Source organism: Pseudomonas sp. TUM25319 (genome assembly GCF_056388475.1).
Genome location: NZ_CM150751.1, coordinates 2,574,826 through 2,601,524, shown reverse-complemented (window position 1 = coordinate 2,601,524; position 26,699 = coordinate 2,574,826). Strand labels below are relative to the sequence as shown.

Annotated in this window: 20 protein-coding genes; 7 read left to right on the top strand and 13 right to left on the bottom strand. The window is 63.5% G+C overall.

Annotated elements, in window-relative coordinates:
• Positions 1-16: 16 nt before the first annotated feature.
• From AC05QJ_RS12385 to AC05QJ_RS12365, 5 genes are all read right to left on the bottom strand, one after another.
• The gene (locus AC05QJ_RS12385; protein ID WP_476747127.1) at positions 17-1,546 is read right to left on the bottom strand and encodes a DHA2 family efflux MFS transporter permease subunit; all 1,530 of its coding nucleotides are present in this window, start codon (positions 1,544-1,546) and stop codon (positions 17-19) included.
• Positions 1,543-2,739: an EmrA/EmrK family multidrug efflux transporter periplasmic adaptor subunit gene (locus AC05QJ_RS12380; RefSeq protein ID WP_476747126.1), complete on the bottom strand. Its 1,197-nt coding sequence runs from the start codon at positions 2,737-2,739 to the stop codon at positions 1,543-1,545. Before AC05QJ_RS12380 ends, AC05QJ_RS12385 begins: the two co-directional genes overlap by 4 nt.
• A 17-nt stretch (positions 2,740-2,756) precedes the next feature.
• Positions 2,757-4,238, bottom strand: coding sequence for an efflux transporter outer membrane subunit (locus AC05QJ_RS12375; RefSeq protein WP_476747125.1), 1,482 nt, complete (start codon positions 4,236-4,238; stop codon positions 2,757-2,759).
• The gene (locus tag AC05QJ_RS12370) at positions 4,235-4,711 is read right to left on the bottom strand and encodes a MarR family winged helix-turn-helix transcriptional regulator (protein ID WP_476747124.1); all 477 of its coding nucleotides are present in this window, start codon (positions 4,709-4,711) and stop codon (positions 4,235-4,237) included. Before AC05QJ_RS12370 ends, AC05QJ_RS12375 begins: the two co-directional genes overlap by 4 nt.
• A 169-nt stretch (positions 4,712-4,880) precedes the next feature.
• Complete coding sequence (locus AC05QJ_RS12365) at positions 4,881-5,486, bottom strand: MiaE family protein (protein ID WP_476747123.1); 606 nt, start codon at positions 5,484-5,486, stop codon at positions 4,881-4,883.
• 153 nt (positions 5,487-5,639) lie between these two features.
• Here AC05QJ_RS12365 and AC05QJ_RS12360 point away from each other — a divergent pair, with 153 nt between their 5' ends.
• Positions 5,640-6,503 (top strand): universal stress protein, encoded by an 864-nt coding sequence (locus AC05QJ_RS12360; protein WP_476747122.1) that lies wholly within the window; start codon positions 5,640-5,642, stop codon positions 6,501-6,503.
• 65 nt (positions 6,504-6,568) lie between these two features.
• Here the strand turns inward: AC05QJ_RS12360 and AC05QJ_RS12355 are convergent, their stop codons facing one another.
• Complete coding sequence (locus AC05QJ_RS12355) at positions 6,569-9,433, bottom strand: RHS repeat-associated core domain-containing protein (protein ID WP_476747121.1); 2,865 nt, start codon at positions 9,431-9,433, stop codon at positions 6,569-6,571.
• 142 nt (positions 9,434-9,575) lie between these two features.
• The gene (locus tag AC05QJ_RS12350) at positions 9,576-10,043 is read right to left on the bottom strand and encodes a DUF1289 domain-containing protein (RefSeq protein ID WP_476747120.1); all 468 of its coding nucleotides are present in this window, start codon (positions 10,041-10,043) and stop codon (positions 9,576-9,578) included.
• A gap of 405 nt (positions 10,044-10,448) precedes the next feature.
• On the opposite strand from AC05QJ_RS12350, the gene acnB reads away from it, so the two are divergent.
• Positions 10,449-13,049, top strand: coding sequence for a bifunctional aconitate hydratase 2/2-methylisocitrate dehydratase (gene acnB / locus AC05QJ_RS12345; RefSeq protein ID WP_476747922.1), 2,601 nt, complete (start codon positions 10,449-10,451; stop codon positions 13,047-13,049).
• A 252-nt stretch (positions 13,050-13,301) separates the two neighbouring features.
• Here acnB and prpF read toward each other — a convergent pair whose 3' ends face one another.
• The 5 genes from prpF to AC05QJ_RS12320 all read right to left on the bottom strand — a co-directional run bounded on the left by prpF (position 13,302) and on the right by AC05QJ_RS12320 (position 20,215).
• On the bottom strand, positions 13,302-14,492 hold the full coding sequence (gene prpF / locus AC05QJ_RS12340; RefSeq protein ID WP_476747119.1) for a 2-methylaconitate cis-trans isomerase PrpF: 1,191 nt from the start codon (positions 14,490-14,492) through the stop codon (positions 13,302-13,304).
• Positions 14,493-14,660: 168 nt separating this feature from the next.
• Positions 14,661-17,246: a Fe/S-dependent 2-methylisocitrate dehydratase AcnD gene (gene acnD / locus AC05QJ_RS12335; RefSeq protein ID WP_476747921.1), complete on the bottom strand. Its 2,586-nt coding sequence runs from the start codon at positions 17,244-17,246 to the stop codon at positions 14,661-14,663.
• Positions 17,247-17,430: 184 nt separating this feature from the next.
• A complete protein-coding gene (gene prpC, locus AC05QJ_RS12330; RefSeq protein WP_476747118.1) occupies positions 17,431-18,558 on the bottom strand; it encodes a bifunctional 2-methylcitrate synthase/citrate synthase in 1,128 nt (375 codons plus the stop codon).
• Positions 18,559-18,617: 59 nt separating this feature from the next.
• Positions 18,618-19,508, bottom strand: a complete 891-nt coding sequence (gene prpB, locus AC05QJ_RS12325; RefSeq protein ID WP_075806801.1) for a methylisocitrate lyase — start codon at positions 19,506-19,508, stop codon at positions 18,618-18,620.
• Entirely contained in the window at positions 19,505-20,215 is a 711-nt protein-coding gene (locus AC05QJ_RS12320) for a GntR family transcriptional regulator (RefSeq protein ID WP_476747117.1), read from the bottom strand. The genes prpB and AC05QJ_RS12320 overlap by 4 nt, the downstream gene beginning before the upstream one ends.
• A 286-nt stretch (positions 20,216-20,501) precedes the next feature.
• Between AC05QJ_RS12320 and rloA the strand changes: the two genes are divergently transcribed.
• From rloA to pabB, 4 genes are all read left to right on the top strand, one after another.
• Entirely contained in the window at positions 20,502-21,038 is a 537-nt protein-coding gene (gene rloA, locus AC05QJ_RS12315) for a retropepsin-like aspartic peptidase RloA (protein ID WP_476747116.1), read from the top strand.
• A gap of 5 nt (positions 21,039-21,043) precedes the next feature.
• On the top strand, positions 21,044-22,576 hold the full coding sequence (rloB, locus tag AC05QJ_RS12310) for an osmotic stress tolerance membrane protein RloB (protein ID WP_476747115.1): 1,533 nt from the start codon (positions 21,044-21,046) through the stop codon (positions 22,574-22,576).
• On the top strand, positions 22,576-23,556 hold the full coding sequence (locus AC05QJ_RS12305; protein ID WP_476747114.1) for an alpha-L-glutamate ligase-like protein: 981 nt from the start codon (positions 22,576-22,578) through the stop codon (positions 23,554-23,556). Before rloB ends, AC05QJ_RS12305 begins: the two co-directional genes overlap by 1 nt.
• Before the next feature lie 118 nt (positions 23,557-23,674).
• Positions 23,675-25,021 (top strand): aminodeoxychorismate synthase component I, encoded by a 1,347-nt coding sequence (gene pabB, locus AC05QJ_RS12300; protein WP_476747113.1) that lies wholly within the window; start codon positions 23,675-23,677, stop codon positions 25,019-25,021.
• Between the two features lie 52 nt (positions 25,022-25,073).
• Here the strand turns inward: pabB and thrH are convergent, their stop codons facing one another.
• Positions 25,074-25,691: a bifunctional phosphoserine phosphatase/homoserine phosphotransferase ThrH gene (gene thrH / locus AC05QJ_RS12295; protein WP_476747112.1), complete on the bottom strand. Its 618-nt coding sequence runs from the start codon at positions 25,689-25,691 to the stop codon at positions 25,074-25,076.
• Positions 25,692-25,836: 145 nt separating this feature from the next.
• Here thrH and AC05QJ_RS12290 point away from each other — a divergent pair, with 145 nt between their 5' ends.
• Complete coding sequence (locus AC05QJ_RS12290) at positions 25,837-26,571, top strand: phosphoadenylyl-sulfate reductase (protein ID WP_476747111.1); 735 nt, start codon at positions 25,837-25,839, stop codon at positions 26,569-26,571.
• The last annotated feature ends 128 nt before the right edge of the window (positions 26,572-26,699 follow it).

Here is a 26,699-nt window from a genome sequence, read left to right as displayed (position 1 = left end):
GGCTTCCCGCCTTCTCTCAATGCCCGCCCGATGCCGGCCCGGCCTTCGCCGCGAACGGCGGTTTGGCCAGCCACACCAGCAGAATCAACCCCGCGAAAATCCAGCCCATCAGGGTGAAGTAATCCACCGTCGACATCATGTACGCCTGGCTGCTGAGCATCTGTTCCAGCTGCCGGTACGACGCGCCCCCTGCCCCACCCAACTGATTGAGCGCCTCGCGGGTCGCCGGCTCGTAAGTGCTGATGCTTTCGCTCAGGTAGGCATGGTGCTGGTCGGCGCGGCGGATCCAGATCCAGGTGGTCAGCGACGCGGCGAAGCTGCCGCCCAGGGTGCGCAGGAAGGTCGCCAGGCCAGAACCGTCGGCAATCTGGTGCGGCGGCAGGTCGGAAAGCAGGATGCTCAAGGTCGGCATGAAGAACAGCGCCACGCCAATGCCCATGAACAGCTGCACCAGGGCGACGTGCTGGAAGTCCACTTCGTGGGTGAACTGGGCCCGCATGAAGCAACTGAGGCCGATCGCCAGGAACGCCAGCCCGGCCAGCAGACGCAGGTCGAAGCGGTGCGCGTACTTGCCGACGAAGGGCGACATCAGCACCGGCAGCAAGCCGATCGGCGCCACCGCCAGGCCCGCCCAGGTGGCGGTGTAGCCCATCTGGGTCTGCAGCCATTGCGGCAGGATCAGGTTGATCCCGAAGAAGCCGGCATAACCGCCCACCAGCACGATGGTGCCGATGCGGAAGTTGCGGTGGACGAACAGCCGCAGGTTGACCACCGGGTGCTTGTCGGTCAGCTCCCAGATAATGAACACAGCGATGAACACCACCGAGATCAGGCTGCCGATAACGATGAAGTTCGACTCGAACCAGTCCAGGTCATTGCCCTTGTCGAGGACGATCTGCAAGGCGCCGACGCCGATGATCAGGCTCAGCAGGCCGATGTAGTCCATCGGCTGGCGGCTGGTCTGCACCGGCCGCGTGCGCATCTGCTGACGCACCACGGCCGCGGCGAACAGGCCGATGGGCACGTTGATGAAGAAGATCCACGGCCAGCTGTAGCTGTCGGTGATCCAGCCACCGAGGATCGGCCCGGCGATCGGCGCCACCACCGTGACCATCGCCAGCAACGCCAGGGCCATCCCTCGCTTGGCCGGCGGGTAGACGGCGATCAGCAGGGTCTGGGTCATCGGGTACAACGGCCCGGCCACCACGCCCTGGAGCACGCGAAAGCCCACCAGTTCCGGCATCGACTGGGAGATACCGCAGAGGAACGAGGCCAGCACGAACAGCAGTGTCGCCCAGATGAACAGCTTCACCTCGCCGAAGCGCCGGCTCAGCCAGCCGGTCAGCGGCAGGGCGATGGCGTTGCTCACCGCGAACGAGGTGATGACCCAGGTACCCTGCTCCGAACTCACCCCAAGGTTGCCGGAAATGGTCGGCAGCGCCACGTTGGCGATGGTGGTGTCGAGCACCTGCATGAAGGTCGCCAGCGACAGGCCGATGGTGGTCAGCAGCAGGCTCGGCGGAGTGAACGAGGCCTGGTTGCTCATCGCTGGGCAGTCTTGTCGCTGGCGCTGTTGTCGTGGATCAACCGGGCGATCAGGGTGTCGGCCTCGGCCAGTTGGCGGTCATACACCTGGGTGGCGAAGCTCGCCTTCTGCGGCGGCTGCTGGGCCAGTACCGGGCCGCTCTGGTCGTGCAGGTCGACGTCGACCATGGTCGACAGGCCGATGCGCAGCGGATGGGCCGCCAGTTGCTCGGGATTGATGTGCACCCGCACCGGGACGCGCTGGACGATCTTGATCCAGTTACCCGTGGCGTTCTGCGCCGGCAGCAGGGCGAAAGCGCTGCCGGTGCCGGCACCGAGGCTGTCGATGGTGCCGCTGTATTTCACCTCGCTGCCGTACAGGTCGGTGGTGATGTCTACCGGCTGGCCGATGCGCATGTTGCGCAGTTGGGTTTCCTTGAAGTTGGCGTCGATCCACAGCTGGTCCAGCGGAATCACGGCCATGGTCGCGGTGCCCGGCTCCAGGCGCTGGCCCAGTTGCACGGTGCGCTTGGCGACGTAACCGGTGACCGGCGCCACCAGGGTGGTGCGGGCGTTGGCCAGGTAAGCCTGGCGCAGCTCGGCGGCAGCGGCCTGTACCTCTGGATGTGACGAAATTACGGTGTCATCCACCAGCGCGGTGGTGGTGTTCAGTTGCTGTCTGGCGTTGCTCAGGGCGCTCTGGGCCGAGGCCAGATCGTCACGGGCGTGGGACAGCTCTTCCTGGGAAATCGCACCACCCGCAGCAAGCGTCTTGCGGCGGTTGAAGTTTTCCTGGGCCTTCTGCAACTCGGCCTGGCGCGCCGCCACCTGGGCCTTCATGCCATCGACGTTGCTGTACAGCCCGCGCACCTGGCGCACGGCACGGGCCAGCTTGGCCTCGGCGGCCTGCAGGCCGACCTCGGCGTCGCTGGGGTCGAAGCGGATCAGTTCCTGGCCGGCGTGCACCAGATCGCCGTCATCGGCGCCGATGCTCACCACGGTGCCACTGACCAGGGGCGTGATTTCCACCACATTGCCGTTCACATAGGCGTCGTCGGTGCTCTCGGTCCAGCGCCCGTAGAGCTCATGCCAGGCCCAGGTGCCCGCACCCAGGGCCAGCACGATGAGCAGCAGGCCCAGCAGCCAGGTCTTGCGCTTGCGCTGATTGTTCACGTCCTGCTCGTTGACGGCAGTGTCCGAAGTCGGGGTAGCCATTGATCGATACCTTGGCGTTAGGGATGGCGGGAGGCCGGCGATGCTGCCGTAGCCTGTTGTTGTCCGGGGGCCGCGTCGGCCTGGAAGCCGCCGCCGAGGGCCTGCATCAGCAGGATCGAACGGTCGATGCGCTGGGCATTGAGCTCGGCCAGTTGGCGCTGGGCCTGCAGCAGTTGCTGCTCGATGCTGAGCACGTCCAGGTAATTGCCGATGCCGGAGCCGTAGCGCTGCATCACGGTGTCGTAGGACTGCTGGGCGATGTCGGCGGCGCGCTGCTTGGCGATCACCTGCTCGCCGAGGGCCCGCAACTGGTCGATGCTGTCGCTGACCTCACCCAGGGCGTTGACCAGCGACTTGTTGTACTGGGCCACGGCCAGGTCGTAGTCGGCATCGCGGGCGTCGAAATCGGCGCGCAAGCGGCCGCCGTCGAAGATCGGCAGCGACACGGTCGGCGCGATACTGAAGAAGCGGCTCGGCGCGCCGAAGATCGCATCGCCCAGCAGCGCCTGGGTGCCGGCGGCGGCGGTCAGGTTGAGGTTGGGGTAGAAGCGGGTCTTGCTGGCATCGATCGATTTGCCGGCCGCCTCGACCCGCCAGCGCGCGGCCACCAGGTCGGGACGACGACCGAGCAGTTCGGCAGGCAACACCGATGGCAGCGCTACGACGCCGGGCTTGAGCACAGCGGGACGGGCGATCTGTTGCGCACGGTCCGGACCCTTGCCCAGCAGTACGCCCAGGGCGACCTGGGCACTGTGCAATTGCTTCTGCGCATTGATCGCCTGTTCTTCGGAACTGGCCAACAGACTCTCGCTCTGCTGCAACTGGTATTCGCTGTCGATGCCGGCGGCCAGGCGACGCTTGCCCAGGTCATACAGTTGCCGGGTGCGCTTGAGGTCGTCCTGGGTCAGGTCATTGACGATGTAGGCCTGGCCCAGCTGGCTGTAGGCGCGGGCGACGTCGGCGGCGAGGGTCAGGCTGGCGGCCTGGCGATCGACCTCGGCGGCGCGGGCCTGGCCCAGCGCGGCTTCCCAGGCGGCGCGCTGGCCGCCCCAGAGGTCGAAGCTGTAGTTGAAGTCGAGGCTCAGGCTGCGCAGGGTCGAATAGCGCCCGCCCTGCCCGGCCGGATCCTGGTCCCGTGCCAGCCGCGAACGGCTGACACTGGCATTGGCATCCAGGCTCGGCGTCCGTTCGGCATCGGCGGCCAGGGCCGCAGCGCTGGCCTGGTGGGCACGGGCACTGGCGATCTGCATGTCCGGGCTGTCGCGCAGGGCTTCGCCGATCAGGCTGTCCAGTTGCGGGTCGCCGAGGCTGCGCCACCAGTCGCTCTTCGGCCAGGCGGCCGGCGACAGGGTGATGCCCTCGAGGGTCTTCCCGGCTTTCAGTTCGGCGGCGTCGAGGCGCTTGCCTTCGGTGGTGAGGCCTTTGTAGCTGGCGCAGCCGGCCAGGCTCAGGGCCAGGACCAGCAGGCTCAGGCCGGTACGCAAGGTCGTGGTGTTCATGACTTGTCGCTCACCCGCAAGGCAGTCAGCGCATCGCCGGCGTTGAGCAGGACCTTGGTCAGCAGCGCCGCCAGGGTTTCCAGCTCCTCCGGCGCCAGCACGCCCACCAGTTCGTTCATCGCGGCGGCGCCGATATGCGGCAGGCGGTCGGCGAGTTTCTGGCCGTCTTCGCTCAGCACCACGCGCACCTGCCGGCGGTCTTCGGGGCAGCGGCCACGGGTAATCAGGTCTTTCTGTTCCAGGCGATCGAGCATGCGGGTCATGGAGCCGCTGTCGAGGCCCAGGTAACGGCACAGTTCGGCGGGGGTATCGACGCCGTACTGGGCAACGATGATCAACACCTTGAACTGCGCGGCGGTGACACCGAAGTCCTGCAGGTGGGTGTCGAGAATGCGGTCCTTGACCAGCGCGGCACGGCCCAGGAGCAGGCCGATGGTGCAGGTCTGGAAGTTTTCGGGGGTGAAATGCGACATGAGGTAGAACCCTGCTTAGGCAGCGATGTAAGCAAATATGTCTGCTCAGGCATTAGTTGTCCAGGCATTTATTAGCTTGCTTGCTATTTTTGCGACGAAAGGCCGAGCGGATCAGTCGGGTATCAGGACGGAAGCGGACGGCGCGAAGGAAGCCTCGCGCCAGGAGAAATCAGGCAGGAATGCCGCTGTGGAAGCGCATTTCGGTGTCGGGCGAGAGGATCAGTTCGGCTTCGGCGGCGCGGACCTTGACGATGGTCCGTTCGATATCTTCGGCGTCGCCATACAGATGGGCGAGTTTCAGGTAGCCCTGGTAATGACGCGACTCGCTCTTGAGCAGGCCGTGATAGAACTTGCCGAGTTCTTCGTCCAGATGCGGGACCAGTGCAGCGAAACGCTCGCAACTGCGGGCTTCGATAAAGGCCCCGACCACCAGGGTATCCACCAGCTTGACCGGCTCGTGGGCACGCACCAACCGGCGCAGGCCCGAGGCATAGCGACCGGCATTGACCGGGCGCAGCGGCACCTTGCGGCGCTTCATCAGGCGCAGCACCTGCTCGTGGTGCACCAGTTCCTCGCGGGCCAGGCGCGACATCATGTGGATCAGGTCGATGTGGCTGTTGTACTTGGCGATCAGGCTCAACGCGGTACTGGCAGCCTTGAACTCGCAGTTCTTGTGATCGATCAGCAGGGTTTCCTGGTCGGCCAGCGCGGCCTGTATCCAGGCATCCGGCGTGCGGCAACCGAGGAAGGCGTCGATTTCGGGGATGAGTTCCATGAGTCACACAGGGCTTGAAGGCGAGGGGCGGCGATTATACCGACGCCAACGGCGATCACCAGTGACTATGCTTTGATATGCATCAAGCTCCGTCGCACGGGCCGCCGACTATAGTCAGGCATTGGTCGTCATTTCCGAAGGGAGTTCAGACTCATGCAAGCCGTACGCAGCATTCTCGTGGTCCTCGATCCCGAACACGCCCATAGCCGCGCCCTGACCCGGGCCAAACTCATCGCGCGGACCACCGGCGCGCGCCTGCACCTGCTGATGTGCGACCGCAAGCACGACCACAGTGCCCTGCTCAGCCTGCTCAGCAGCCAGTTGCACGACGACGGCTACGACAACGTCACCTACGAGCAGGCCTGGCACGACACCCTGCACGAATCGATCATCGATGTGCAGCAGGCCGAAGGCTGCGAACTGGTGATCAAGGAGCACCGCCCCGACAACCCGCTGAAAAAAGCCCTGCTCACCCCCAGCGACTGGAAACTGCTGCGCCTGTGCCCGGCGGCGGTCCTGATGGTCAAGACCGAGCGGCCGTGGACCGGCGGGGTGATTCTCGCCGCCGTCGATGTCGGCAACAACGACCAGGACCACCGCGTACTTCATGGCGACATCATCGACCACGGCTACGCCATCGCCGGCCTGGCCAAGGGCGACCTGCACGTGATCAGCGCCCACCCCTCGCCGATGCTGTCGGCGGCAGATCCGGTGTACCAGCTCAAGGAAACCATCGAGGAGCGCTACCGCGAGGCCTGCGCGGCGTTCCAGGCGGAATTCGACATCAGTGACGAGCGCCTGCATGTGGCCGAAGGGCCGGCAGATGTGTTGATCCCCTACACCGCCAGCAAACTGGATGCGGTGGTGACGGTGATCGGCACCGTGGCCCGCACCGGCATCACCGGGGCGCTGATCGGCAACACCTCGGAAGTGGTTCTGGATGCGCTGGAATGCGATGTGCTGGTGCTGAAGACGGCGGACGTGGCGGCGCAGTTGAACGAGCTGGCGCAGGGTTGAACATTTGCTCGTCCGCAGCCCGGGCGCCATGCACAGCGCATGGCACCCGGGCTGGCACGTCGCTCCTAAACCCGTGAGGCGATTTTCGTCGCGGCAAACGCAATACTGTCGGCATTCCTGGCAGCAATCCGCGCGCGAAGCGCAGGCGTATTCTTGAACGCATTCATGGCCTGGGTCACGGTCATGTACTGCGGCGACCACGGCTCCCCGTAGGTCATGACAGCCGGGTCGACCTTGATCACGTGCCACTGGTTGAGCAAAGCGACCTCATTGAACAGACCCGCCACATCATTGACGTCGCTTCTCTTGATGCGCCCCTTGTCAACGATGGCCGCCGAATCTTTCTCCGGGGCCGCGTCCTTGAGATAAAAGAAGTCCTGGGTCCCCACCCCCACCGTGCGAATCCCTGGCGAGCGCCGCAGATGGCTCAACTCATGGATCAATACCTGGGTCCGCATCTCGTCGCTGGTGGTCGCAGCGAAAAACAGGTCGTGGACCAGAACCCGCCCGGTAAAGTCGTAAGGTTCAACTTCGGCGACCGTATCACCGCCCACCTCCGTGACCCTCGTGAACTTTTCATGACCGGGATAGTGCAAATCATACTCGGCAAGGATCTGCTTGGTCTGCTGCCAGGTCGCCACGACATCGCGGGCAACCTGTCGATGGTCAGGCCCGAAAAAGGTCTTCATCTGATCGGCGGGCAAGCCCTGTAGCCTGGTGACCTTGTCCAGCACCCCAGAGGCTGCGTGCAGGGATTGCCTGACCTGGTTCCGTTCCTGTGATGAAAACTGCGACAGCCCCCTCGCCAGGACCTGATAGGTCGCTGGCGGCGGTTGAAATCCACCACCTTGCGGCGACTGCAACATCAACCCCCGTGCATCGAAGTAGCTCACAGGGTTATTACCCACCATCGAGAACAGGTTCAAACCGTCCACCGTGCCGGCAGGGTCGGCGCTCAACCAGCGCCCCAGCCAGGACTGGTAATAGCGATGGCCGTAGTAATACAACCCGGTCAGGTCCCGCTCCTTGCCAGAGTAGCGGATCGTTTTGTAGCTGGCCTCCACCACGCTGCGGGCAGCCCACACCGACGTACCGCCATAGGGATAATAGTCCTCGCGGCTGATGGTCCGTCCGGCGCCATCGACTTCCAGCAAGCTGCTCCCAATAAGATCGGAGTAGCTGTAGCGCAACTGGTCGTTGTCAATTTCCACCGGTTTGCCGCTGACCCAGTGCAGAAGGCGCACCTGTACACCGACGTTCTGATCCAGACAAATCACCTGCAGTCGCTCCTGCTCTACACCCTGCGCCGCAGTGGTACGCAACTCCAGGCCCGGCAGATAGAGCACCCGCCGCACGAACGGGGTGCCCTTCCCCCCCTGACTGGCGACCTTCAGCACCCGCTGGCTGGAGGCATCGTAACGATAGTGCTCGCTGTCCTCCTCTGCGCCACCCAGCACCACTCTTTGCAGTTCTGCGCGTGGGGTCCAGTACAACGATTGCCCAGGCTGCAGTATTCGCTGCTGACCGCCTGGAGTGAACAAGGCATCCACCTTGAGCGGGTCGCTCGCCAGCGTGCTGGAAACCCCGCGGCAACTGCGATTGCCCAACGTGATATCGACGGTATGACTGCTATTGGCAGCCGGGGAACTGTGACGAATACGCGTCAGATTGCCACTCTCATCGTAAAGGTAATTGCGGCTGTAGTTCGTGCAGGTGGCGTCGTCGGCGAGCTGCGATATCGCAGCCAGGCAGGAACGGCCGGAGTTCGCCATCTCGCGGCCGCTGGCGGCAACCAGCCGATACAGGCTGTCATAGACGCAGGTGCTTTGTGGCAGTACCTGCTGATTGCGCCAGAACCGAACCTGTTCGGCACGGTTGCCGACGCCGAGCACGTTGCCAACGGCGTCGTACTGGTAGCAAAGATCGAGCAGCACCTTGCCTCCGAGCGGGTGCCCCGCAGGCCGCACAGCCTTCATGGTCGCCAGGCGCTGCGTTTCGGGTTCATAGCCGTAGGTGACCACGACGCCATTGCCATGCTCTTCACGCAGTATCTGCCCGGCACTGGAATAGGCCATCGCCACCACAACCCCCTGCTCGCTGGCATCCCTGCGCTGCAACCAGCGCGCCTTCGGCGATCCAGCAACGTCATAGGCCTCGCGGCGCCGGTTGCCCTCGCTGTCGATGGTGGTCAGCACCGCCCCGGTGGCATCCACGGTCGTCAATGTGGTGAACGCCTGCGAGTCCGGTGCCAGCCTTGCCGCCCAGGCGAGCGGATCGTCGCCCTGCCAATCGACAAGGGTTGCCGGGTTGTCGGCATCATCGGGCAGCAACCGGCTGATCGAGTGCGGGGCACCAGCAAGCGACACGGCGTTGACCTGAAGCAAACCCGCCGTGTCGTAGTGCTTGACGCATTGACCGGCAAGGTTCAGGGCCTGCTCTTCCTCGGTAACACCACCATAGACGAAGCGCTCGATCACCCGCAGGGTGCCATCCGTCGTCTGCTCGCTCACCATCAACGGCCTGCCCGGTGACGTGGCGTCCTCATACACCCAGGTATGCGTGACTGCTTGTTCGAAGTCATCGGAATCGTCGGCGGCAATGCGAATGTTGCTCAACGCCTTGCTGCGCCGGCCGGCGGCATCGTTGAGGACAATCGAGGTGCCAGCATCGGCGCTGCGGGTGTGCAGGACATTGCCGGCAAGATCCGTCCGATACCTGAAGTTCGCCAGCCCGGACGCATGCAGACGCGAGTCGGCGCTATGCACTAGAAACCCGGCAGCACCGTACCGATGCCGGCTCACGAGTGAGCGCGTCATTTGCGGGGTATCCGGATGTCGGAGGTAAGCAACCTGGCGCAGGGCCAGGCCGCGGCCGTCAAAGGCGGTTATCGTCGGGGTATGCCGGTCAACAGCGCCAGAAGAACTGTCCATGAAAGGTGCTCCATCGCTCAAGGGTGATAGGCGGCATCTGTCAGGAACTACACACGACCCAAACTCCTGAGATAGGAGAAGGTATAGAACATCACCGAACAACTCTTCCAGCACCGCGTTGGCAATGGCAACGGCAAGAGGGTTATCCCAATGCATCCTTGAGAAAACCCGGCGCGATGTAGCGCTGGTAGTGGGCCTCTGACAGCAGGAAGAATTCGGTGTCGATGGCATCGCGCAACTCCGGCAGCTCCCAGTTGCGAAACTCCGGCAGCAGCACCAGCCCGTAGGCCTCCAGCTCGCGAATCACCCGCGCGCCGCGGGCGATCAACTGGTAGGCCCAGCAATATTCCGACTGATGGGGCACGTAGCGGATCTTGCGCTGCTCCAGTTGCTGGCGCAGCCGCTCGGTGTCGAAGACTTCGAGCTTGGCCGTCATGACCTGCACCAGCAATTGCTCCAGGCGCAGCCACACGGCACGTTTTTCATCCTCGTTGTAGCCGTTCCAGTGGATCACTTCATGGTGGAAGCGCTTGCAGCCACGGCACACCAGATCCCCGTAAACCGTGGAGCAGAGGCCGACGCAAGGCGTCTTGATGGACTGATTGGACATGGGCAAATCGACAGCATGGCAACGAAACAAGCCGCCATGTTAGCCCTTTGTCTAACCCGGTGCACTCGCTAAAGTCTTCACCGTCGCCTTACCTTTATTCTGAATTTGCCGTAGAATCATCCGGCCTTTTTAAGGCACCAATGTCCGTTAGAAGCTGTTTTCAAAGCGTCACGAGCACAGTTCATCCAGTAGAACGGCGTTGGTTCGGGAGATTCAGCCCTGAATGTCCCGTACCAGCCCTCATCAGCCTCCGTTCTGCAGGCGTAAAACTTTGAAAGCAGCTTCTGTAAGGATTTCCTGCAACTCTGGCTACGCGGCTCAAAAAGCCGTATTTGCGCATGAGTGCGGATTTTCTGGATGAGCGTCCCGGACACCCATTTGGGACCACTGATGAGGGTAATAACTGTGCTTGAAGCCTACCGCAAACATATCGAAGAGCGTGCAGCCCTGGGTATCGTTCCCCAGCCGCTCAACGCCGAACAAACTGCAGGCCTGGTCGAGCTGCTGAAAAACCCGCCGGCCGGCGAAGAAGCCTTCCTCGTTGAACTGATCACCGACCGCGTTCCGCCGGGAGTCGACGAAGCTGCCTACGTCAAGGCCGCGTTCCTCTCCGCCATCGTCAAGGGCGACGCCAACTCCCCACTGATCGACCGCAAGCGTGCCACCGAGCTGCTGGGCACCATGCAGGGCGGCTACAACATCGCCACCCTCGTCGAGCTGCTGGATGACGCCGAACTGGGCGCCGTCGCGGCCGAACAGCTCAAGCACACCCTGCTGATGTTCGATGCCTTCCACGATGTGGCCGAAAAAGCCAAGGCCGGCAACGTGCACGCCAAGGCTGTCCTGGACTCGTGGGCTGCCGGCGAGTGGTTCACCACCCGTCCTGCCATCGCCGAGAAATACACCCTGACCGTGTTCAAGGTGCCTGGCGAAACCAACACCGACGACCTGTCCCCTGCCCCGGACGCCTGGTCGCGCCCTGACATCCCGCTGCACGCCCTGGCCATGCTGAAAATGGCCCGTGACGGCATCGAGCCCAAGCAGCCTGGTTCGGTCGGCCCGCTGGCCCAGATCGAAGCCGTCAAGGCCAAGGGCTTCCCGGTCGCCTACGTCGGTGACGTGGTCGGTACCGGTTCTTCCCGTAAATCGGCTACCAACTCCGTGCTGTGGTTCTTCGGCGACGACATCCCGTACGTGCCGAACAAGCGCGCCGGTGGCTTCTGCTTCGGCACCAAGATCGCCCCGATCTTCTACAACACCATGGAAGACGCCGGCGCCCTGCCGATCGAATTCGACTGCACCAACCTGGCCATGGGCGACGTCATCGACGTCTACCCGTTCAAGGGTGAAGTCCGCCGTCACGGCAGCGACGAGCTGGTCACCAACTTCGAGCTGAAAACCGAAGTCCTGCTGGACGAAGTCCGCGCTGGCGGCCGTATCCCGCTGATCGTCGGCCGTGGCCTGACCGAAAAAGCCCGTACCGAACTGGGCCTGGGTGCCTCCGACCTGTTCAAGAAGCCAGAGCAGCCTGCCGACACCGGCAAGGGCTACACCCTGGCACAGAAAATGGTCGGCAAGGCCTGCGGCGTGACCGGCGTTCGTCCGGGCACCTACTGCGAGCCGAAGATGACCACCGTCGGCTCCCAGGACACCACTGGCCCGATGACTCGCGACGAGTTGAAAGACCTGGCGTGCCTGGGCTTCTCCGCCGACCTGGTCATGCAGTCGTTCTGCCACACCGCGGCCTATCCGAAGCCGATCGACGTCACCACCCACCACACCCTGCCGGATTTCATCCGCACCCGTGGCGGCGTGTCCCTGCGTCCAGGCGACGGCATCATCCACAGCTGGCTGAACCGCATGCTGATGCCTGACACCGTCGGCACCGGCGGCGACTCGCACACCCGCTTCCCGATCGGCATCTCCTTCCCGGCCGGTTCCGGCCTGGTCGCCTTCGCCGCAGCCACCGGCGTCATGCCGCTGGACATGCCGGAGTCGATCCTGGTCCGCTTCAAGGGCAAACTGCAACCTGGCATCACCCTGCGTGACCTGGTTCATGCCATCCCTTACTACGCGATCCAGAAAGGCCTGCTGACCGTCGAGAAGAAAGGCAAGAAGAACGCCTTCTCCGGCCGCATCCTGGAAATCGAAGGCCTGAACGACCTGACCGTCGAACAAGCCTTCGAACTGTCCGACGCCTCGGCCGAGCGCTCCGCTGCAGGTTGCACCATCAAGCTGCCGGAAAAAGCCATCGCCGAGTACCTGCAGTCCAACATCACCCTGCTGCGCTGGATGATCGGCGAAGGCTACGGCGACGCCCGCACCCTGGAGCGCCGTGCGCAAGCCATGGAAGCCTGGCTGGCCAACCCTGAACTGCTGTCTGCCGACGCCGATGCCGAATACGCCGAGATCATCGAGATCGACCTGGCCGACGTCAAAGAGCCTGTGCTCTGCGCGCCGAACGACCCGGACGACGCCCGCCTGCTCTCGACCGTACAGGGCGAGAAGATTGACGAAGTGTTCATCGGTTCGTGCATGACCAACATCGGTCACTTCCGCGCTGCCGGCAAGCTGCTGGACAAGGTCAAGGGTGGCATTCCTACCCGTCTGTGGCTGGCTCCGCCAACCAAGATGGACGCCCACCAGCTGACCGAAGAAGGCTACTACGGCATCTACGGCAAGGCTGGCGCGCGCATGGAAATGCCAGGCTGCTCGCTGTGCATGGGTAACCAGGCACGCGTACAGACCGGTTCGACCGTGGTCTCCACCTCGACCCGTAACTTCCCGAACCGCCTGGGCGACGCGACCAACGTGTACCTGGCTTCGGCCGAACTGGCCGCAGTCGCTTCGATCATCGGCAAGCTGCCGACCGTCGAGGAGTACATGGAGTACGCGAAGAACATCGACAGCATGGCTGCCGACGTTTACCGCTACCTGAGCTTCGACCAGATCGCCGAGTTCCGCGAAGCTGCTGCGAACGCCAAGATCCCGGCTGTTCAGGTCTAAGCTGCACCGGCAATGAAAAAACCCCGCTGAGATAGCGGGGTTTTTTTTGAGCTGCAAGTTTCAAGCTGCAAGCTGTAAGTAAAAGCGACGCGGACTGCTCTGGCTTGTCGCTTGAACCGGCAATGAAAAACCCGCTGAGATAGCGGGTTTTTCAGAGCTTCAAGTTTCAAGCTGCAAGCTGCAAGCTGCAAGCTGTAAGCAAAAGCGACGCGGACTGCTCTGACTTGCAGCTTGAAGCTTAAAGCTTGCAGCTCAGAAGCAATCCCCCGGCACCCTCACCCAGCCCTCCATCAACACCCGCGCACTGCGGCTCATGATGGCTTTGGTCACGGTCCACTGCCCGTCCACTTGCTGCGCCTGCGCCCCCACACGCAAAGTGCCGGATGGATGACCGAAGCGAACGGCTTCACGCTCGCCGCCGCCCGCCGCCAGATTCACCAGTGTTCCGGGAATCGCCGCCGCCGTACCAATAGCCACCGCCGCCGTGCCCATCATCGCGTGGTGCAGCTTGCCCATGGACAATGCCCGCACCAGCAGGTCGATATCAGGTGCCCGAACCTGCTTGCCGCTGGACGACAGGTAGTCCGCCGGCGGCGCGACAAAGGCGACTTTCGGCGTGTGCTGGCGACCGGCAGCCTCATCGATATGCTTGATCAGCCCCATGCGCACGGCTCCGTGGGCACGGATGGTTTCGAAACGGGCCAGGGCCTCGGCATCGCCGTTGATCGCGTCCTGCAGCTCGGTCCCGGTATAACCGATGGCGGCGGCATTGACGAAGATGGTCGGGATGCCGGCATTGATCAGGGTCACCTCGAAACTGCCGACACCCGGCACCTCGAGCTGGTCCACCAGGTTGCCGGTGGGGAACATCGCCCCGCCGTCACCGTCTTCATCGGCGGCCGGGTCGAGGAATTCCAGTTGTACCTCGGCCGCCGGGAAGGTCACACCGTCCAGCTCGAAGTCACCGGTTTCCTGAACCTCGCCGTTGGTGATGGGCACATGGGCGATGATGGTCTTGCCGATGTTGGCCTGCCAGATACGTACGGTGGCGATGCCATTGGCCGGGACACGGGCCGGATCGACCAGCCCGGCGCTGATGGCGAACGAACCGACCGCCGCCGACAGGTTGCCGCAGTTGCCGCTCCAGTCGACGAAGGCCTTGTCGATGGAGACCTGGCCGAACAGGTAATCGACGTCATGCCCCGGCTTGATGCTGCGGGAGAGGATCACCGTCTTGCTGGTGCTGGACGTGGCTCCGCCCATGCCATCGATCTGCTTGCCGTACGGGTCGGGGCTGCCGATCACCCGCAGCAACAGCGCATCGCGGGCGGCGCCAGGCAGTTGCGCGGCTTCGGGCAGGTCCTGGAGGTTGAAGAACACACCCTTGCTGGTGCCGCCACGGATGTAGGTGGCGGGGATCTTGATTTGCGGTATGTGGGCCATGAATAGGTTCCGTCAGTTCAATAGGTGAAACCCCAATCGCTGGCAACGCCAGCTCCCACAAAGGCCGTGCCGGACACTTGCCTTGTGACCGACAGAAACCTTGTGGGAGCTGGCATGGCCAGCGATGAGGCCCGGACAGCCAACATCGCAGTCCGGGGCTCGCCGATGTCAGGCCGCGCCGTCCAGGAAGTCCTGGGCAAAGCGCTGCAACACGCCACCGGCCTCGTAGATCGACACCTCTTCGGCGGTATCCAGGCGACAGGTCACCGGCACTTCGACGCGCTCGCCATTCTGCCGGGTGATGACCAGGGTCAAGGTCGCCCGCGGCGTGCGCTGGCCAACCACGTCGTACAGCTCGCTGCCATCCAGCTCCAGGGTCTTGCGGTCAGTCCCCGGCTTGAACTCCAGCGGCAGTACGCCCATGCCCACCAGGTTGGTGCGGTGGATGCGCTCGAAGCCCTCGGCAACGATGGCCTCGACACCCGCCAGGCGCACGCCCTTGGCCGCCCAGTCACGGGACGAGCCCTGGCCGTAGTCGGCACCGGCGACGATGATCAGCGGCTGCTTGCGCTCCATGTAGGTCTCGATGGCTTCCCACATGCGGGTGACCTTGCCTTCCGGCTCGATCCGCGCCAGCGAACCCTGCTTGACCTTGCCGTTTTCCTGGACCATTTCGTTGAACAGTTTCGGGTTGGCGAAGGTGGCGCGCTGGGCGGTCAGGTGGTCGCCGCGGTGGGTGGCGTAGGAGTTGAAGTCCTCTTCCGGCAGGCCCATTTTCGCCAGGTACTCGCCGGCCGCGCTGTCCATCATGATGGCGTTGGACGGCGACAGGTGGTCGGTGGTGATGTTGTCCGGCAGCACTGCCAGTGGCCGCATACCCTTGAGCGTACGCTCGCCGGCCAGGGCGCCTTCCCAGTACGGCGGACGGCGGATGTAGGTGCTCATCGGACGCCATTCGTACAGCGGCGCCACTTTCGGCCCCTTGTCTTCCTCGATGGCGAACATCGGGATATAGACCTGGCGGAACTGCTCCGGCTTCACCGAGGCGCGGACCACAGCGTCGATTTCCTCGTCGCTCGGCCAGATGTCCTTGAGGCGGATTTCCTTGCCATCGACCACCCCCAGCACATCCTTCTCGATGTCGAAGCGGATGGTCCCGGCGATGGCGTAGGCCACCACCAGCGGCGGCGAAGCGAGGAACGCCTGCTTGGCGTACGGATGGATACGGCCGTCGAAGTTGCGGTTGCCCGAGAGCACGGCGGTGGCGTAGAGGTCGCGGTCGATGATCTCCTGCTGGATCTTCGGGTCCAGCGCGCCGGACATGCCGTTGCAGGTGGTGCAGGCAAACGCGACGACGCCAAAGCCCAGCTGCTCCAGCTCGTCGGTCAGGCCGGCTTCGTCCAGGTACAGGGCGACGGTCTTCGAGCCGGGCGCCAGAGACGACTTGACCCACGGCTTGCGGGCCAGGCCCAGCTTGTTGGCATTGCGCGCCAGCAAGCCGGCGGCGATGACGTTGCGCGGGTTGCTGGTGTTGGTGCAACTGGTGATGGCGGCGATGATCACCGCGCCATCCGGCATCTGGCCCGGGACGTCTTCCCAACTGCCGGCGATGCCCTTGGCCGCCAGGTCGCTGGTGGCGACACGGGCGTGCGGATTGGACGGGCCGGCCATGTTGCGCACCACGCTGGACAGGTCGAAGCGCAGCACCCGCTCGTACTCGGCGTTGACCAGGCTGTCGGCCCACAGACCGGCGGCCTTGGCGTAGGTCTCGACCAGCGCCACTTGCTGCTCTTCACGACCGGTGAGCTTGAGGTAGTCGATGGTCTGCTGGTCGATGGCGAACATCGCCGCAGTGGCGCCGTATTCCGGGGCCATGTTGGAAATGGTGGCCCGATCGCCCAGGGTCAGCGCACGGGCGCCTTCGCCATGGAATTCCAGGTAGGCGCCAACCACTTTCTGCTTGCGCAGGAATTCGGTCAGGGCCAGCACCACGTCGGTCGCGGTGATGCCCGGCTGCGGCTTGCCGGACAACTCGACGCCGACAATCTCCGGCAGGCGCATCCAGGACGCACGACCGAGCATGACGTTCTCGGCTTCCAGGCCGCCGACACCGATGGCGATCACCCCCAGGGCATCGACATGCGGGGTGTGGCTGTCGGTACCGACGCAGGTGTCGGGATAGGCCACGCCGCGCTCGGCATGGATCACCGGCGACATTTTCTCCAGGTTGATCTGGTGCATGATGCCGTTGCCCGGCTGGATCACGTCGACGTTCTTGAACGCTTTCTTGGTCCAGTTGATGAAGTGGAAACGGTCTTCGTTACGGCGGTCCTCGATGGCGCGGTTCTTCTCGAACGCCTGCGGGTCGAAGCCGCCGCACTCCACGGCCAGCGAGTGGTCGACGATCAGTTGCACCGGCACCACCGGGTTGACCTGGGCCGGATCACCGCCCTTGTCGGCGATGGCATCGCGCAGGCCGGCGAGGTCCACCAGCGCGGTCTGGCCGAGGATGTCGTGGCACACCACGCGGGCCGGGAACCAGGGGAAGTCGAGGTCGCGCTTGCGTTCGATCAGTTGGCTCAGGGAGGCATCCAGGGTGGCCGGATCGCAGCGGCGCACCAGGTTTTCCGCCAGTACGCGAGAGGTATAGGGAAGCCGGTCATAGGCACCCGGCGCGATCGCATCGACCGCCGCGCGGGCATCGAAATAGTCCAGGGCGGTGCCTGGCAGGGACTTGCGGAATGCGGTGTTCATGGTCAGGTCGGCTCGGTCACGGTGTTCGTTTGTGTCGATCATTTATTTTCAGGGTCTGCACTGCCCACTGTGGGAGCTGGCTAGCCAGCGATAGGGCCAGACCAGACAAAGGCGATGTTCCTCCTGGCCTCATCGCTGGCAAGGCCAGCTCCCACAGTGTTCAGCGCTGCGCCATGGATCTGTGTCAGCGCTGCTCGATCGGCACGTATTTGCGCTGCTCGACGCCGGTGTACTCGGCGCTCGGACGGATGATGCGGTTGTTGGCGCGCTGCTCGAAGACGTGTGCCGCCCAGCCGGTCAGGCGCGAGCAGACGAAGATCGGGGTGAACAGCTTGGTCGGAATGCCCATGAAGTGGTACGCCGAGGCATGGTAGAAGTCGGCGTTCGGGAACAGTTTCTTCTGCTCCCACATGGTCTTGTCGATGGCCTCGGAGACCGGGTACAAGACCTTGTCGCCCACTTCGTCGGCGAGCTTCTTCGACCAACCCTTGATCACCTCGTTGCGCGGGTCGGACTCTTTGTAGATCGCATGGCCGAAGCCCATGATCTTGTCCTTGCGCTCGAGCATCTGCAGCAGTTCGGCAACGGCTTCCTGAGGGCTCTGGAAGCGCTCGATCAGTTCCATGGCCGCTTCGTTGGCGCCGCCGTGCAGCGGGCCGCGCAGCGAGCCAATGGCGGCGGTGACGCAGGAGTACAGGTCGGACAGGGTCGAGGCGCAAACCCGGGCGGTAAAGGTCGAGGCGTTGAATTCGTGCTCGGCGTAGAGGATCAGCGAGACGTTCATCACCTTGACGTGCAGTTCGCTCGGCTTCTTGCCGTGCAGCAGGTGCAGGAAATGCCCGCCAATGGTGTCTTCGTCGCTGGTGCAGTCGATGCGCACGCCATGGTGGCTGAAGCGGTACCAGTAGCACATCACCGCCGGGAACAGCGCCAGCAGGCGGTCGGTCTTGTCGCGTTGCTGGTCGAAGGTCAGCTCCGGCTCCAGGGTGCCGAGCACCGACGAACCGGTACGCATCACGTCCATCGGATGGGCGTTGGCAGGAATCCGCTCCAGCACTTCCTTGAGCGCCTGCGGCAGGTCGCGCAGGGTTTTCAGGCGGGCCTGGTATTCGGCCAGTTGCGCCTTGTTCGGCAGTTCTCCGTAGAGCAGCAGGTAGGCGACTTCCTCGAACAGGGCATTTTCCGCCAGGTCGCGCACGTCGTAGCCGCGGTAGGTCAGCCCGGCACCGGCCTGACCGACTGTCGACAGTGCAGTCTGCCCGGCCACCTGGCCACGCAGACCGGCTCCGCTGAGTACTTTTGCTTCGGCCATGGGGTTATCTCCTTTCTTGAATTTGTTATGGAAGCTATCTGGCTAATCGGTCGCCTGGATCAGGCTTTCTTCTGCGCGAACAGAGCGTCGAGGCTTTGTTCGAACGCGTGGTAGTTGATGGCGTCGTACAGCTCCATGCGGGTCTGCATGGTGTCGATCACGTTCTTCTGGGTACCGTCACGGCGCAGCGCGGTGTAGACGTTTTCGGCAGCCTTGTTCATGGCCCGGAAGGCCGACAGCGGGTACAGCGCCAGGGAAACGTCGGCGCTGGCCAGCTCCTCGGTGGTGTACAGCGGCGTGGCGCCGAATTCGGTGATGTTGGCCAGGATCGGCGCGCGCACACGCTCGGCGAAGGTCTTGTACATCGACAGTTCGGTGATCGCTTCCGGGAAGATCATGTCGGCGCCGGCTTCGATGCAGGCGGCGGCACGGTCCAGCGCCGCTTCCAGGCCTTCGACGGCCAGGGCGTCGGTGCGCGCCATGATCACGAAGCTGTCATCGGTACGGGCATCGACGGCGGCCTTGATGCGATCGACCATCTCCTGCTGGGAGACGATTTCCTTGTTCGGACGATGGCCGCAACGTTTGGCGCCGACCTGGTCCTCGATATGGATGGCGGCGGCGCCGAACTTGATCATCGACTTGACGGTACGGGCCACGTTGAAGGCCGAGGAACCGAAGCCGGTGTCGACATCCACCAGCAGCGGCAGGTCGCAGACGTCGGTGATGCGGCGCACGTCGGTGAGCACGTCGTCCAGGCCGGTGATGCCCAGGTCCGGCAGGCCGAGGGAGCCGGCGGCAACACCGCCACCGGACAGGTAGATGGCCTTGAACCCGGCGCGCTTGGCCAGCAGGGCGTGGTTGGCATTGATGGTACCGACCACCTGCAACGGGTGCTCGGCGGCTACCGCGTCGCGAAAGCGCTGGCCGGGACTGCTTTTCTGACTCATGACTCACCTCGTGGGCTAGTGGCGTCCAGGTAGTGACGCTCGATATTGCGTTTGGAAGCGCCGATGTGACGGCGCATCAGGAGTTCCGCCAGTTCGCCGTCACGGTCGGCGATGGCATCGAGAATCCGGTGGTGTTCGGCGAAGGCCTGGCGCGGCCGGTTGGGCGTGGCCGAGAACTGGATGCGGTACATGCGCACCAACTGGTACAGCTCGCCGCAGAGCATCTGCACCAGGGTACGGTTGCCGCTGCCCTGGATGATCCGGTAGTGGAAGTCGAAGTCGCCTTCCTGCTGGTAGTAGCCAACGCCTGCCTGGAACGCGGCGTCACGCTCGTGGGTATCGAGCACCCGGCGCAGTTCGTCGATCTCGGCTACGCTCATGCGTTCGGCAGCCAGGCGGCAAGCCATGCCTTCCAGGGACTCGCGGATCTCGTACAGCTCGATCAGTTCGGCATGGCTCAACGACACCACCCGTGCCCCGACGTGAGGCACCCGCACCAGCAGGCGCTGGCCTTCCAGGCGGTGGATGGCCTCGCGCAGCGGGCCGCGGCTGATGCCGTAGGTCCGCGCCAGCTCCGGCTCGGAGATTTTGCTGCCCGGAGCGATCTCGCCCTTGACGATGGCCGCCTGGATACGCCGGAAGACGTTTTCCGACAGGGTTTCCGAGTCGTCCTGGCTGACGCCGGGTGCTTGGGCTGTGTCCAGCATGATTGTCGACACCTTGAAAATCCAATGCGCTGAAATTAGCCAAATCAGCCTGAACAGTCAAAGACAAAATCAACATTGTCGACAATCGTCTAAGAACGAACTTCAACACCGCGTTTGGTGTCTGAGTCCGGCCGCTGGCGTCCACTTGCCAGCGTGATAGAATGCCGCCCGCCTCTTTGGGGTATGGATAGTGTGTCTGTCATCTGTTTGTGGCAGACCAGCGAGGAGCTTGCGCAGAACTGCCAGTGGCCTTGACCCGAACACCCACAGCATTGCGCCAGGATCTATGAGACTTTCGCCCCTTCTATTGTTGCTCAGCCTCTGCTTGCTGCCGGCCCTGGGCCAGGCCGCAGGCAAGACCGTCTACGGCCTGAACGAATACGCCAGGCTCACCGACATCGACCTGGAAGTCGCCGCCAAACTCGACACCGGCGCCAAGACCGCCTCCCTCAGTGCCCGTGACATCAAGCGCTTCAAGCGCAACGGCGAGTCCTGGGTGCGCTTCTACCTGGCCATCGACGCCGCCCATTCGCACCCGATCGAACGCCCGCTGGCCCGCGTCAGCAAGATCAAACGCCGCGCCGGTGACTACAATCCGGACGAAGGCAAGGCCTACACCGCCCGCCCGGTCATCAGCCTGAACATTTGCATGGGCACCGCCCTGCGCAGCATCGAAGTGAACCTGACCGACCGCAGCGCCTTCCAGTACCCGCTGCTGATCGGCTCCGAAGCGCTCAAACACTTCGATGCACTGGTCGATCCAAGCCTAAAATACGCTGCCGGCAAACCCGCCTGCGCCACTGACGCTCATACCGCAGAGTAATTCCGATGCGCTCTCTTACCCTTCATCTGAAAGTCCTGATCACCGTGCTGGTGCTACTGGGCGTCCTGATCACGGCCTATCAGATCTTCTTCCTGGGCATCCCGGTGACCGAGGACGAAACCGACGACCTGTGGAACATCGACGCCAAGGTCGAGTTCGTTGCCAGCCCGAAGGACCCGGTCAAGGTCCAGATGTACGTGCCACCGCTGAGCCATGACTACGTCAGCCTCAACGAGAGCTTCATCTCCAACAACTACGGCGTGAGCGTCAACCGCGTCGACGGCAACCGCAAGGTGACCTGGTCGGCCCGTCGCGCCAGCGGCAACCAGACGCTCTACTACCGCCTGGTGCTGACCAAGCGCTACAGCAGTGAAAAGCCCAAGATCAAGGGCCCGACCTTCCGCGACAGCCTGCCGGTCGAAGGCCCCGAGAAGATCGCCGCCGAAGCGTTGATGGCACCGATCCGCCAGCATTCGGCCGACGTCGAGACCTTCGTCAGCGAAACCATCAAGCGTGTCAACAATCTCAACGACGACAACGTCAAGCTGCTGCTGGCCGGCGACACGTCGGTGCAGAAGAAGGCCAAGATCATCGACCTGCTGCTGTCCATCGCCCATGTGCCGCTGGAACGGGTGCAGACCATCCGCCTGGTGGCCGACCAGCCGCAGACTCCGGAACTGTGGCTGCGCAGCTTCAACGGCAACGAGTGGCTGTACTTCAACCCGGACACCGGCGAGCAGGGCCTGCCGAGCGACCGCCTGCTGTGGTGGACCGGTGACGACAACCTGATCACCGTCGACGGCGGCAAGAAGGTAAACGTCAGCTTCAGCATGAACAACAGCGAGATGAACGCCATCCGCCTGGCCAAGCTGACCGACGAGAACACCGACGCCGACTTCCTCGAATACTCGCTCTACGGCCTGCCGCTGCAGACCCAGCAGACCTTCATGATCATGGTCATGATCCCGATCGGCGTGCTGGTGATCCTGATCCTGCGCAACCTGGTCGGCCTGCAGACCCTCGGCACCTTCACCCCGGTGCTGATCGCCCTGGCCTTCCGCGAAACGCAACTGGGCTTCGGCATCATGCTGTTCACGGTGATCACCGCCCTGGGCCTGTCGCTGCGCTCCTACCTCGAACACCTCAAGCTGCAGATGCTGCCGCGCCTGTCGGTGGTGCTGACCTTCGTCGTGGTGCTGATCGCCGCCATCAGCCTGTTCAGCCACAAGCTGGGCCTGGAACGCGGCCTGTCGGTGGCGCTGTTCCCGATGGTGATCCTGACCATGACCATCGAACGCCTGTCCATCACCTGGGAAGAGCGCGGCGGCGGCCACGCCATGAAAGTCGCCATCGGCACGCTGTTCGCCGCGTCCGTGGCGCACCTGCTGATGACCGTGCCGGAACTGGTGTACTTCGTTTTCACCTTCCCGGCGGTACTGCTGATCCTGGTGGGCTTCATGCTGGCGATGGGTCGCTACCGCGGCTACCGCCTGACGGAGCTGGTTCGCTTCAAGGCTTTCGTGAAGGCTGACGCCTGATGTTCGGACTCTGGAAAACCTGGAAGGCCCTGGAAGCCCGGGGCATCATGGGTATCAACCGGCGCAATGCGGACTACGTCCTCAAGTACAACAAGCGCCACCTGTACCCGATCGTCGACGACAAGATCATCACCAAGGAGCGGGCGCTGCAGGCCGGCATCCACGTGCCGGAAATGTACGGGATCATCTCCACCGAAAAGGAGATCGAAAAACTCGACGAGATCATCGGCGGGCGCAGCGACTTCGTCATCAAGCCGGCGCAAGGCGCCGGCGGTGACGGCATCCTGGTGATCGCCGATCGCTTCGAGAACCGCTACCGCACCGTCTCGGGCAAGATCATCAGCCACGAGGAAATCGAGCACCAGATTTCCAGCATCCTCACGGGCCTGTACTCCCTCGGCGGGCACCGCGACCGTGCGCTGATCGAGTACCGGGTGACCCCGGACCAGATCTTCAAGAGCATCAGCTACGAAGGCGTGCCGGACATCCGCATCATCGTGCTCATGGGCTACCCGGTGATGGCCATGCTGCGCCTGCCGACCCGGCAGTCCGGCGGCAAGGCCAACCTGCACCAGGGCGCCATCGGCGTCGGTGTGGACCTCGCCACCGGCGTGACCCTGCGCGGCACCTGGCTGAACAACATCATCAGCAAGCACCCGGACACCACCAACGCGGTGGATGGCGTGCAACTGCCGAACTGGGACGGCTTCATGAAGCTGGCTGCCGGCTGCTACGAGTTGTGCGGCCTGGGCTACATCGGTGTCGACATGGTGCTGGACCAGGACAAGGGGCCGCTGATCCTCGAGCTCAACGCCCGTCCTGGCCTGAATATCCAGATCGCCAACGACTGCGGCCTGACCCAGCGCACCCATGCCATCGAAGCACACCTGGAAGAGCTTGCGAAAAACGGCGTCCAGGAAACGGCGGAAGAGCGTGTGCGCTTCGCGCAGAACCTGTTTGGCCACGTGCCCGCCAAGTGACGATACCCCGCCCCGGTGCTCAGGTACCGGGGCGGTTGTTTTCATCTCACTGATCCTCTAGGAGCATTTCCTGCAGAGGAATACAATGCTTCCCCCGCCTCGAAAGCCTTTCACGCGCATGCCAACCTGCACACTGCATTCCCTGCCCTATCAGGCTGACCCCGCCCGTTATTTCGAACGTGTACGCCACGCCCCTGGCGCGGTGCTGCTCGACAGCGCCCGCCCCGTCGCCGAACGCGGCCGCTTCGACGTGCTCAGCGCCTGGCCGCTGCGCACGCTGAGGGTGGAAGCAGGAGAAACCGGCGAGGACTACCTGCAACGGCTGCGCGACAGCCTCGCCGACCTCGGTCCGGCGCAATTGCCAAACGGCGTGGAACTGCCTTTTGCCGGCGGCGTGATCGGCTACCTGAGCTACGACTTCGGTCGTCGCCTGGAGCAGCTGCCGGAGCAGGCCCGGGACGACCTCGGCCTGCCGGACGCCACCCTTGGCCTGTACGCCTGGGCCCTGATCAGCGATCACCAGCTGCGCACCAGCCAGTTGCTGTTCCACCCCGCGCTGGCGGCAGACGAGCAACAACGGCTGATTGAGCTGTTCAGCCGGGCGCCGCAGCAAACACACAGCGCCCGCTTCCACCTGGATGCGCCGATGCGCGGCGATATCAGCGCCGATCAGTACCGCCAGGCCTTCGAACGGGTCCAGCACTACATCCAGGCTGGCGACTGCTACCAGATCAACCTGACCCAGCGCTTCCGTGCGCCGTGCCAGGGCGATCCGTGGTCTGCCTATCAAGCGCTGCGCGCCGCCTGCCCGACACCCTTCTCCGGCTTCCAGGCACTGGAAGACGGCAGCACCCTGCTCAGCTTCTCGCCCGAGCGCTTCATCCGTGTCAGTGGTGACCAGGTGGAAACCCGCCCGATCAAGGGCACTCGCCCACGCAGTGCCGATCCGGCGCAGGACCGGGCCAACGGCGAGGAATTGCTGGCCAGCACCAAGGACCGCGCCGAGAACCTGATGATCGTCGACCTGTTGCGCAACGACCTCGGTCGCACCTGCGAAATCGGCTCAGTGCGGGTGCCGGAACTGTTCAACCTGGAGAGCTACCCCAACGTCCACCACATGGTCAGCGCCGTCACCGGCCGACTGGCGGCCGGCAAGGATGCGCTGGACCTGATCGCCGGCAGCTTCCCCGGCGGCTCCATCACCGGCGCGCCGAAAATCCGCGCGATGCAGATCATCGACGAGCTGGAACCCAGCCGTCGGGCGCTGTACTGCGGGTCGTTGCTGTATGTGGACGTACGGGGCGAGATGGACAGCTCCATCGCCATCCGCAGCCTGCTGGTGAAGGATGGCCAGGTGTGCTGCTGGGGCGGTGGCGCGGTGGTGGCGGATTCGGACTGGGAAGCGGAGTACCAGGAGTCGATTACCAAGGTACGGGTGTTGCTGGAAACACTTCAGGGCCTGTGAGCACCTCATCGCTGGCAAGCCAGCGATGAGGCCCTCACAGCCCCTGTGAAACTTACAGGCTCAACGCCCGGTTCGACGCCTTGATGAACTCTTTCTTCAGCGCTTCGAAATCATGCACCGCCGGGAACTGCGGGAATTCGCGGATCACGTTTTCCGGAGCATGGAACAGGATGCCGGCATCGGCCTCGCCGAGCATGGTGGTGTCGTTGTACGAGTCGCCCGCAGCGATCACCCGGTAGTACAGGCTCTTGAAGGCGAGCACCGACTGGCGCTTGGGATCCTTCTGGCGCAACTGGTAGCTCACCACCCGGTCGTTTTCGTCGGTGATCAGGCGGTGGCACAGCAGGGTCGGAAAGCCCAGCTGGCGCATCAGCGGCTGGGAGAACTCGTAGAAGGTGTCGGACAGGATCACCACCTGGAAGCGCTCGCGCAGCCAGTTGACGAAATCGATGGCGCCGTCCAGCGGCTTGAGGGTGGCGATCACTTCCTGGATATCCGCGAGCTTCAGGCCGTGCTCGTCGAGAATCCGCAGGCGCTGCTTCATCAGTACGTCATAGTCCGGAATGTCGCGGGTGGTGGCCCGCAGCGATTCGATTCCGGTTTTTTCCGCGAAGGCGATCCAGATTTCCGGGACCAGTACACCTTCCAGGTCGAGACAGGCAATTTCCACAACACACTCCTCGAACAACGCCAAAAAATGGAGCTGCACTCTAGCAACGCTGGCACGGCATTGCGACCCGTCCAGTCCGGCATTTTTTGGTAACATCTGCCTCACTACGAGCGCCAAGCGCCATTCAATGACCGGAAGCCGCCTGATGAGCCAACCCTTCGACGTCGCCGCCCTCGCCGCGACCTACGCCAACAAGTCTCCACGGGACATCCTCAAGCTCGCCTTCGAGCACTTCGGTGACGACTTGTGGATTTCCTTCAGCGGCGCCGAAGACGTCGTGCTGGTGGACATGGCCTGGAGGCTGAACAAGAACGTCAAGGTGTTCAGCCTCGATACCGGCCGCCTGCACCCTGAGACTTACCGTTTCATCGACCGCGTGCGTGAAGAGTACAAGCTGCCGATCGAGATCCTCTCGCCGGATCGCGACAAACTCGACCCGTTCGTCAAGGAAAAGGGCCTGTTCAGCTTCTATAAGGACGGCCACGGCGAATGCTGCGGCGTGCGCAAGATCGAACCGCTGCGGCGCAAGCTGGCCACGGTGAATGCCTGGGCCACTGGCCAGCGTCGCGACCAAAGCCCCGGCACCCGTAGCCAGGTGGCCGTACTGGAAATCGACGGCGCCTTCTCCACTCCGGAGCGCCCGCTGTACAAATTCAACCCGCTGGCCCAGATGACCAGCGAGGAAGTCTGGGGCTACATCCGCATGATGGAAATCCCCTACAACAGCCTGCACGAGCGTGGCTTTATCAGCATCGGCTGCGAGCCTTGCACCCGCCCGGTACTGCCAAACCAGCACGAGCGCGAAGGCCGCTGGTGGTGGGAAGAAGCCACCCACAAGGAATGCGGGCTGCACGCGGGCAACATCATCTCCAAAGCCTGACTTTTTCTCAGCTGCAAGTTTCAAGCTGCAAGCTTCAAGTGACAAGCTGCAAGTAGAAGCGGTCCGTATCAGGGCCGCTTTTTCCTTCCGGCGTTCCCCAGTCCAAAAAAGAAAGCGGCCCGCATGCG

Coding starts and splice junctions, on each gene's coding strand:
- AC05QJ_RS12385 (WP_476747127.1), bottom strand. CDS start 1,546: ATGAGCAACCAGGCCTCGTTCACTCCGCCGAGCCTGCTGCTGACCACC.
- AC05QJ_RS12380 (WP_476747126.1), bottom strand. CDS start 2,739: ATGGCTACCCCGACTTCGGACACTGCCGTCAACGAGCAGGACGTGAAC.
- AC05QJ_RS12375 (WP_476747125.1), bottom strand. CDS start 4,238: ATGAACACCACGACCTTGCGTACCGGCCTGAGCCTGCTGGTCCTGGCC.
- AC05QJ_RS12370 (WP_476747124.1), bottom strand. CDS start 4,711: ATGTCGCATTTCACCCCCGAAAACTTCCAGACCTGCACCATCGGCCTG.
- AC05QJ_RS12365 (WP_476747123.1), bottom strand. CDS start 5,486: ATGGAACTCATCCCCGAAATCGACGCCTTCCTCGGTTGCCGCACGCCG.
- AC05QJ_RS12360 (WP_476747122.1), top strand. CDS start 5,640: ATGCAAGCCGTACGCAGCATTCTCGTGGTCCTCGATCCCGAACACGCC.
- AC05QJ_RS12355 (WP_476747121.1), bottom strand. CDS start 9,433: ATGGACAGTTCTTCTGGCGCTGTTGACCGGCATACCCCGACGATAACC.
- AC05QJ_RS12350 (WP_476747120.1), bottom strand. CDS start 10,043: ATGTCCAATCAGTCCATCAAGACGCCTTGCGTCGGCCTCTGCTCCACG.
- prpF (WP_476747119.1), bottom strand. CDS start 14,492: ATGGCCCACATACCGCAAATCAAGATCCCCGCCACCTACATCCGTGGC.
- acnD (WP_476747921.1), bottom strand. CDS start 17,246: ATGAACACCGCATTCCGCAAGTCCCTGCCAGGCACCGCCCTGGACTAT.
- prpC (WP_476747118.1), bottom strand. CDS start 18,558: ATGGCCGAAGCAAAAGTACTCAGCGGAGCCGGTCTGCGTGGCCAGGTG.
- prpB (WP_075806801.1), bottom strand. CDS start 19,508: ATGAGTCAGAAAAGCAGTCCCGGCCAGCGCTTTCGCGACGCGGTAGCC.
- AC05QJ_RS12320 (WP_476747117.1), bottom strand. CDS start 20,215: ATGCTGGACACAGCCCAAGCACCCGGCGTCAGCCAGGACGACTCGGAA.
- rloA (WP_476747116.1), top strand. CDS start 20,502: ATGAGACTTTCGCCCCTTCTATTGTTGCTCAGCCTCTGCTTGCTGCCG.
- rloB (WP_476747115.1), top strand. CDS start 21,044: ATGCGCTCTCTTACCCTTCATCTGAAAGTCCTGATCACCGTGCTGGTG.
- AC05QJ_RS12305 (WP_476747114.1), top strand. CDS start 22,576: ATGTTCGGACTCTGGAAAACCTGGAAGGCCCTGGAAGCCCGGGGCATC.
- pabB (WP_476747113.1), top strand. CDS start 23,675: ATGCCAACCTGCACACTGCATTCCCTGCCCTATCAGGCTGACCCCGCC.
- AC05QJ_RS12290 (WP_476747111.1), top strand. CDS start 25,837: ATGAGCCAACCCTTCGACGTCGCCGCCCTCGCCGCGACCTACGCCAAC.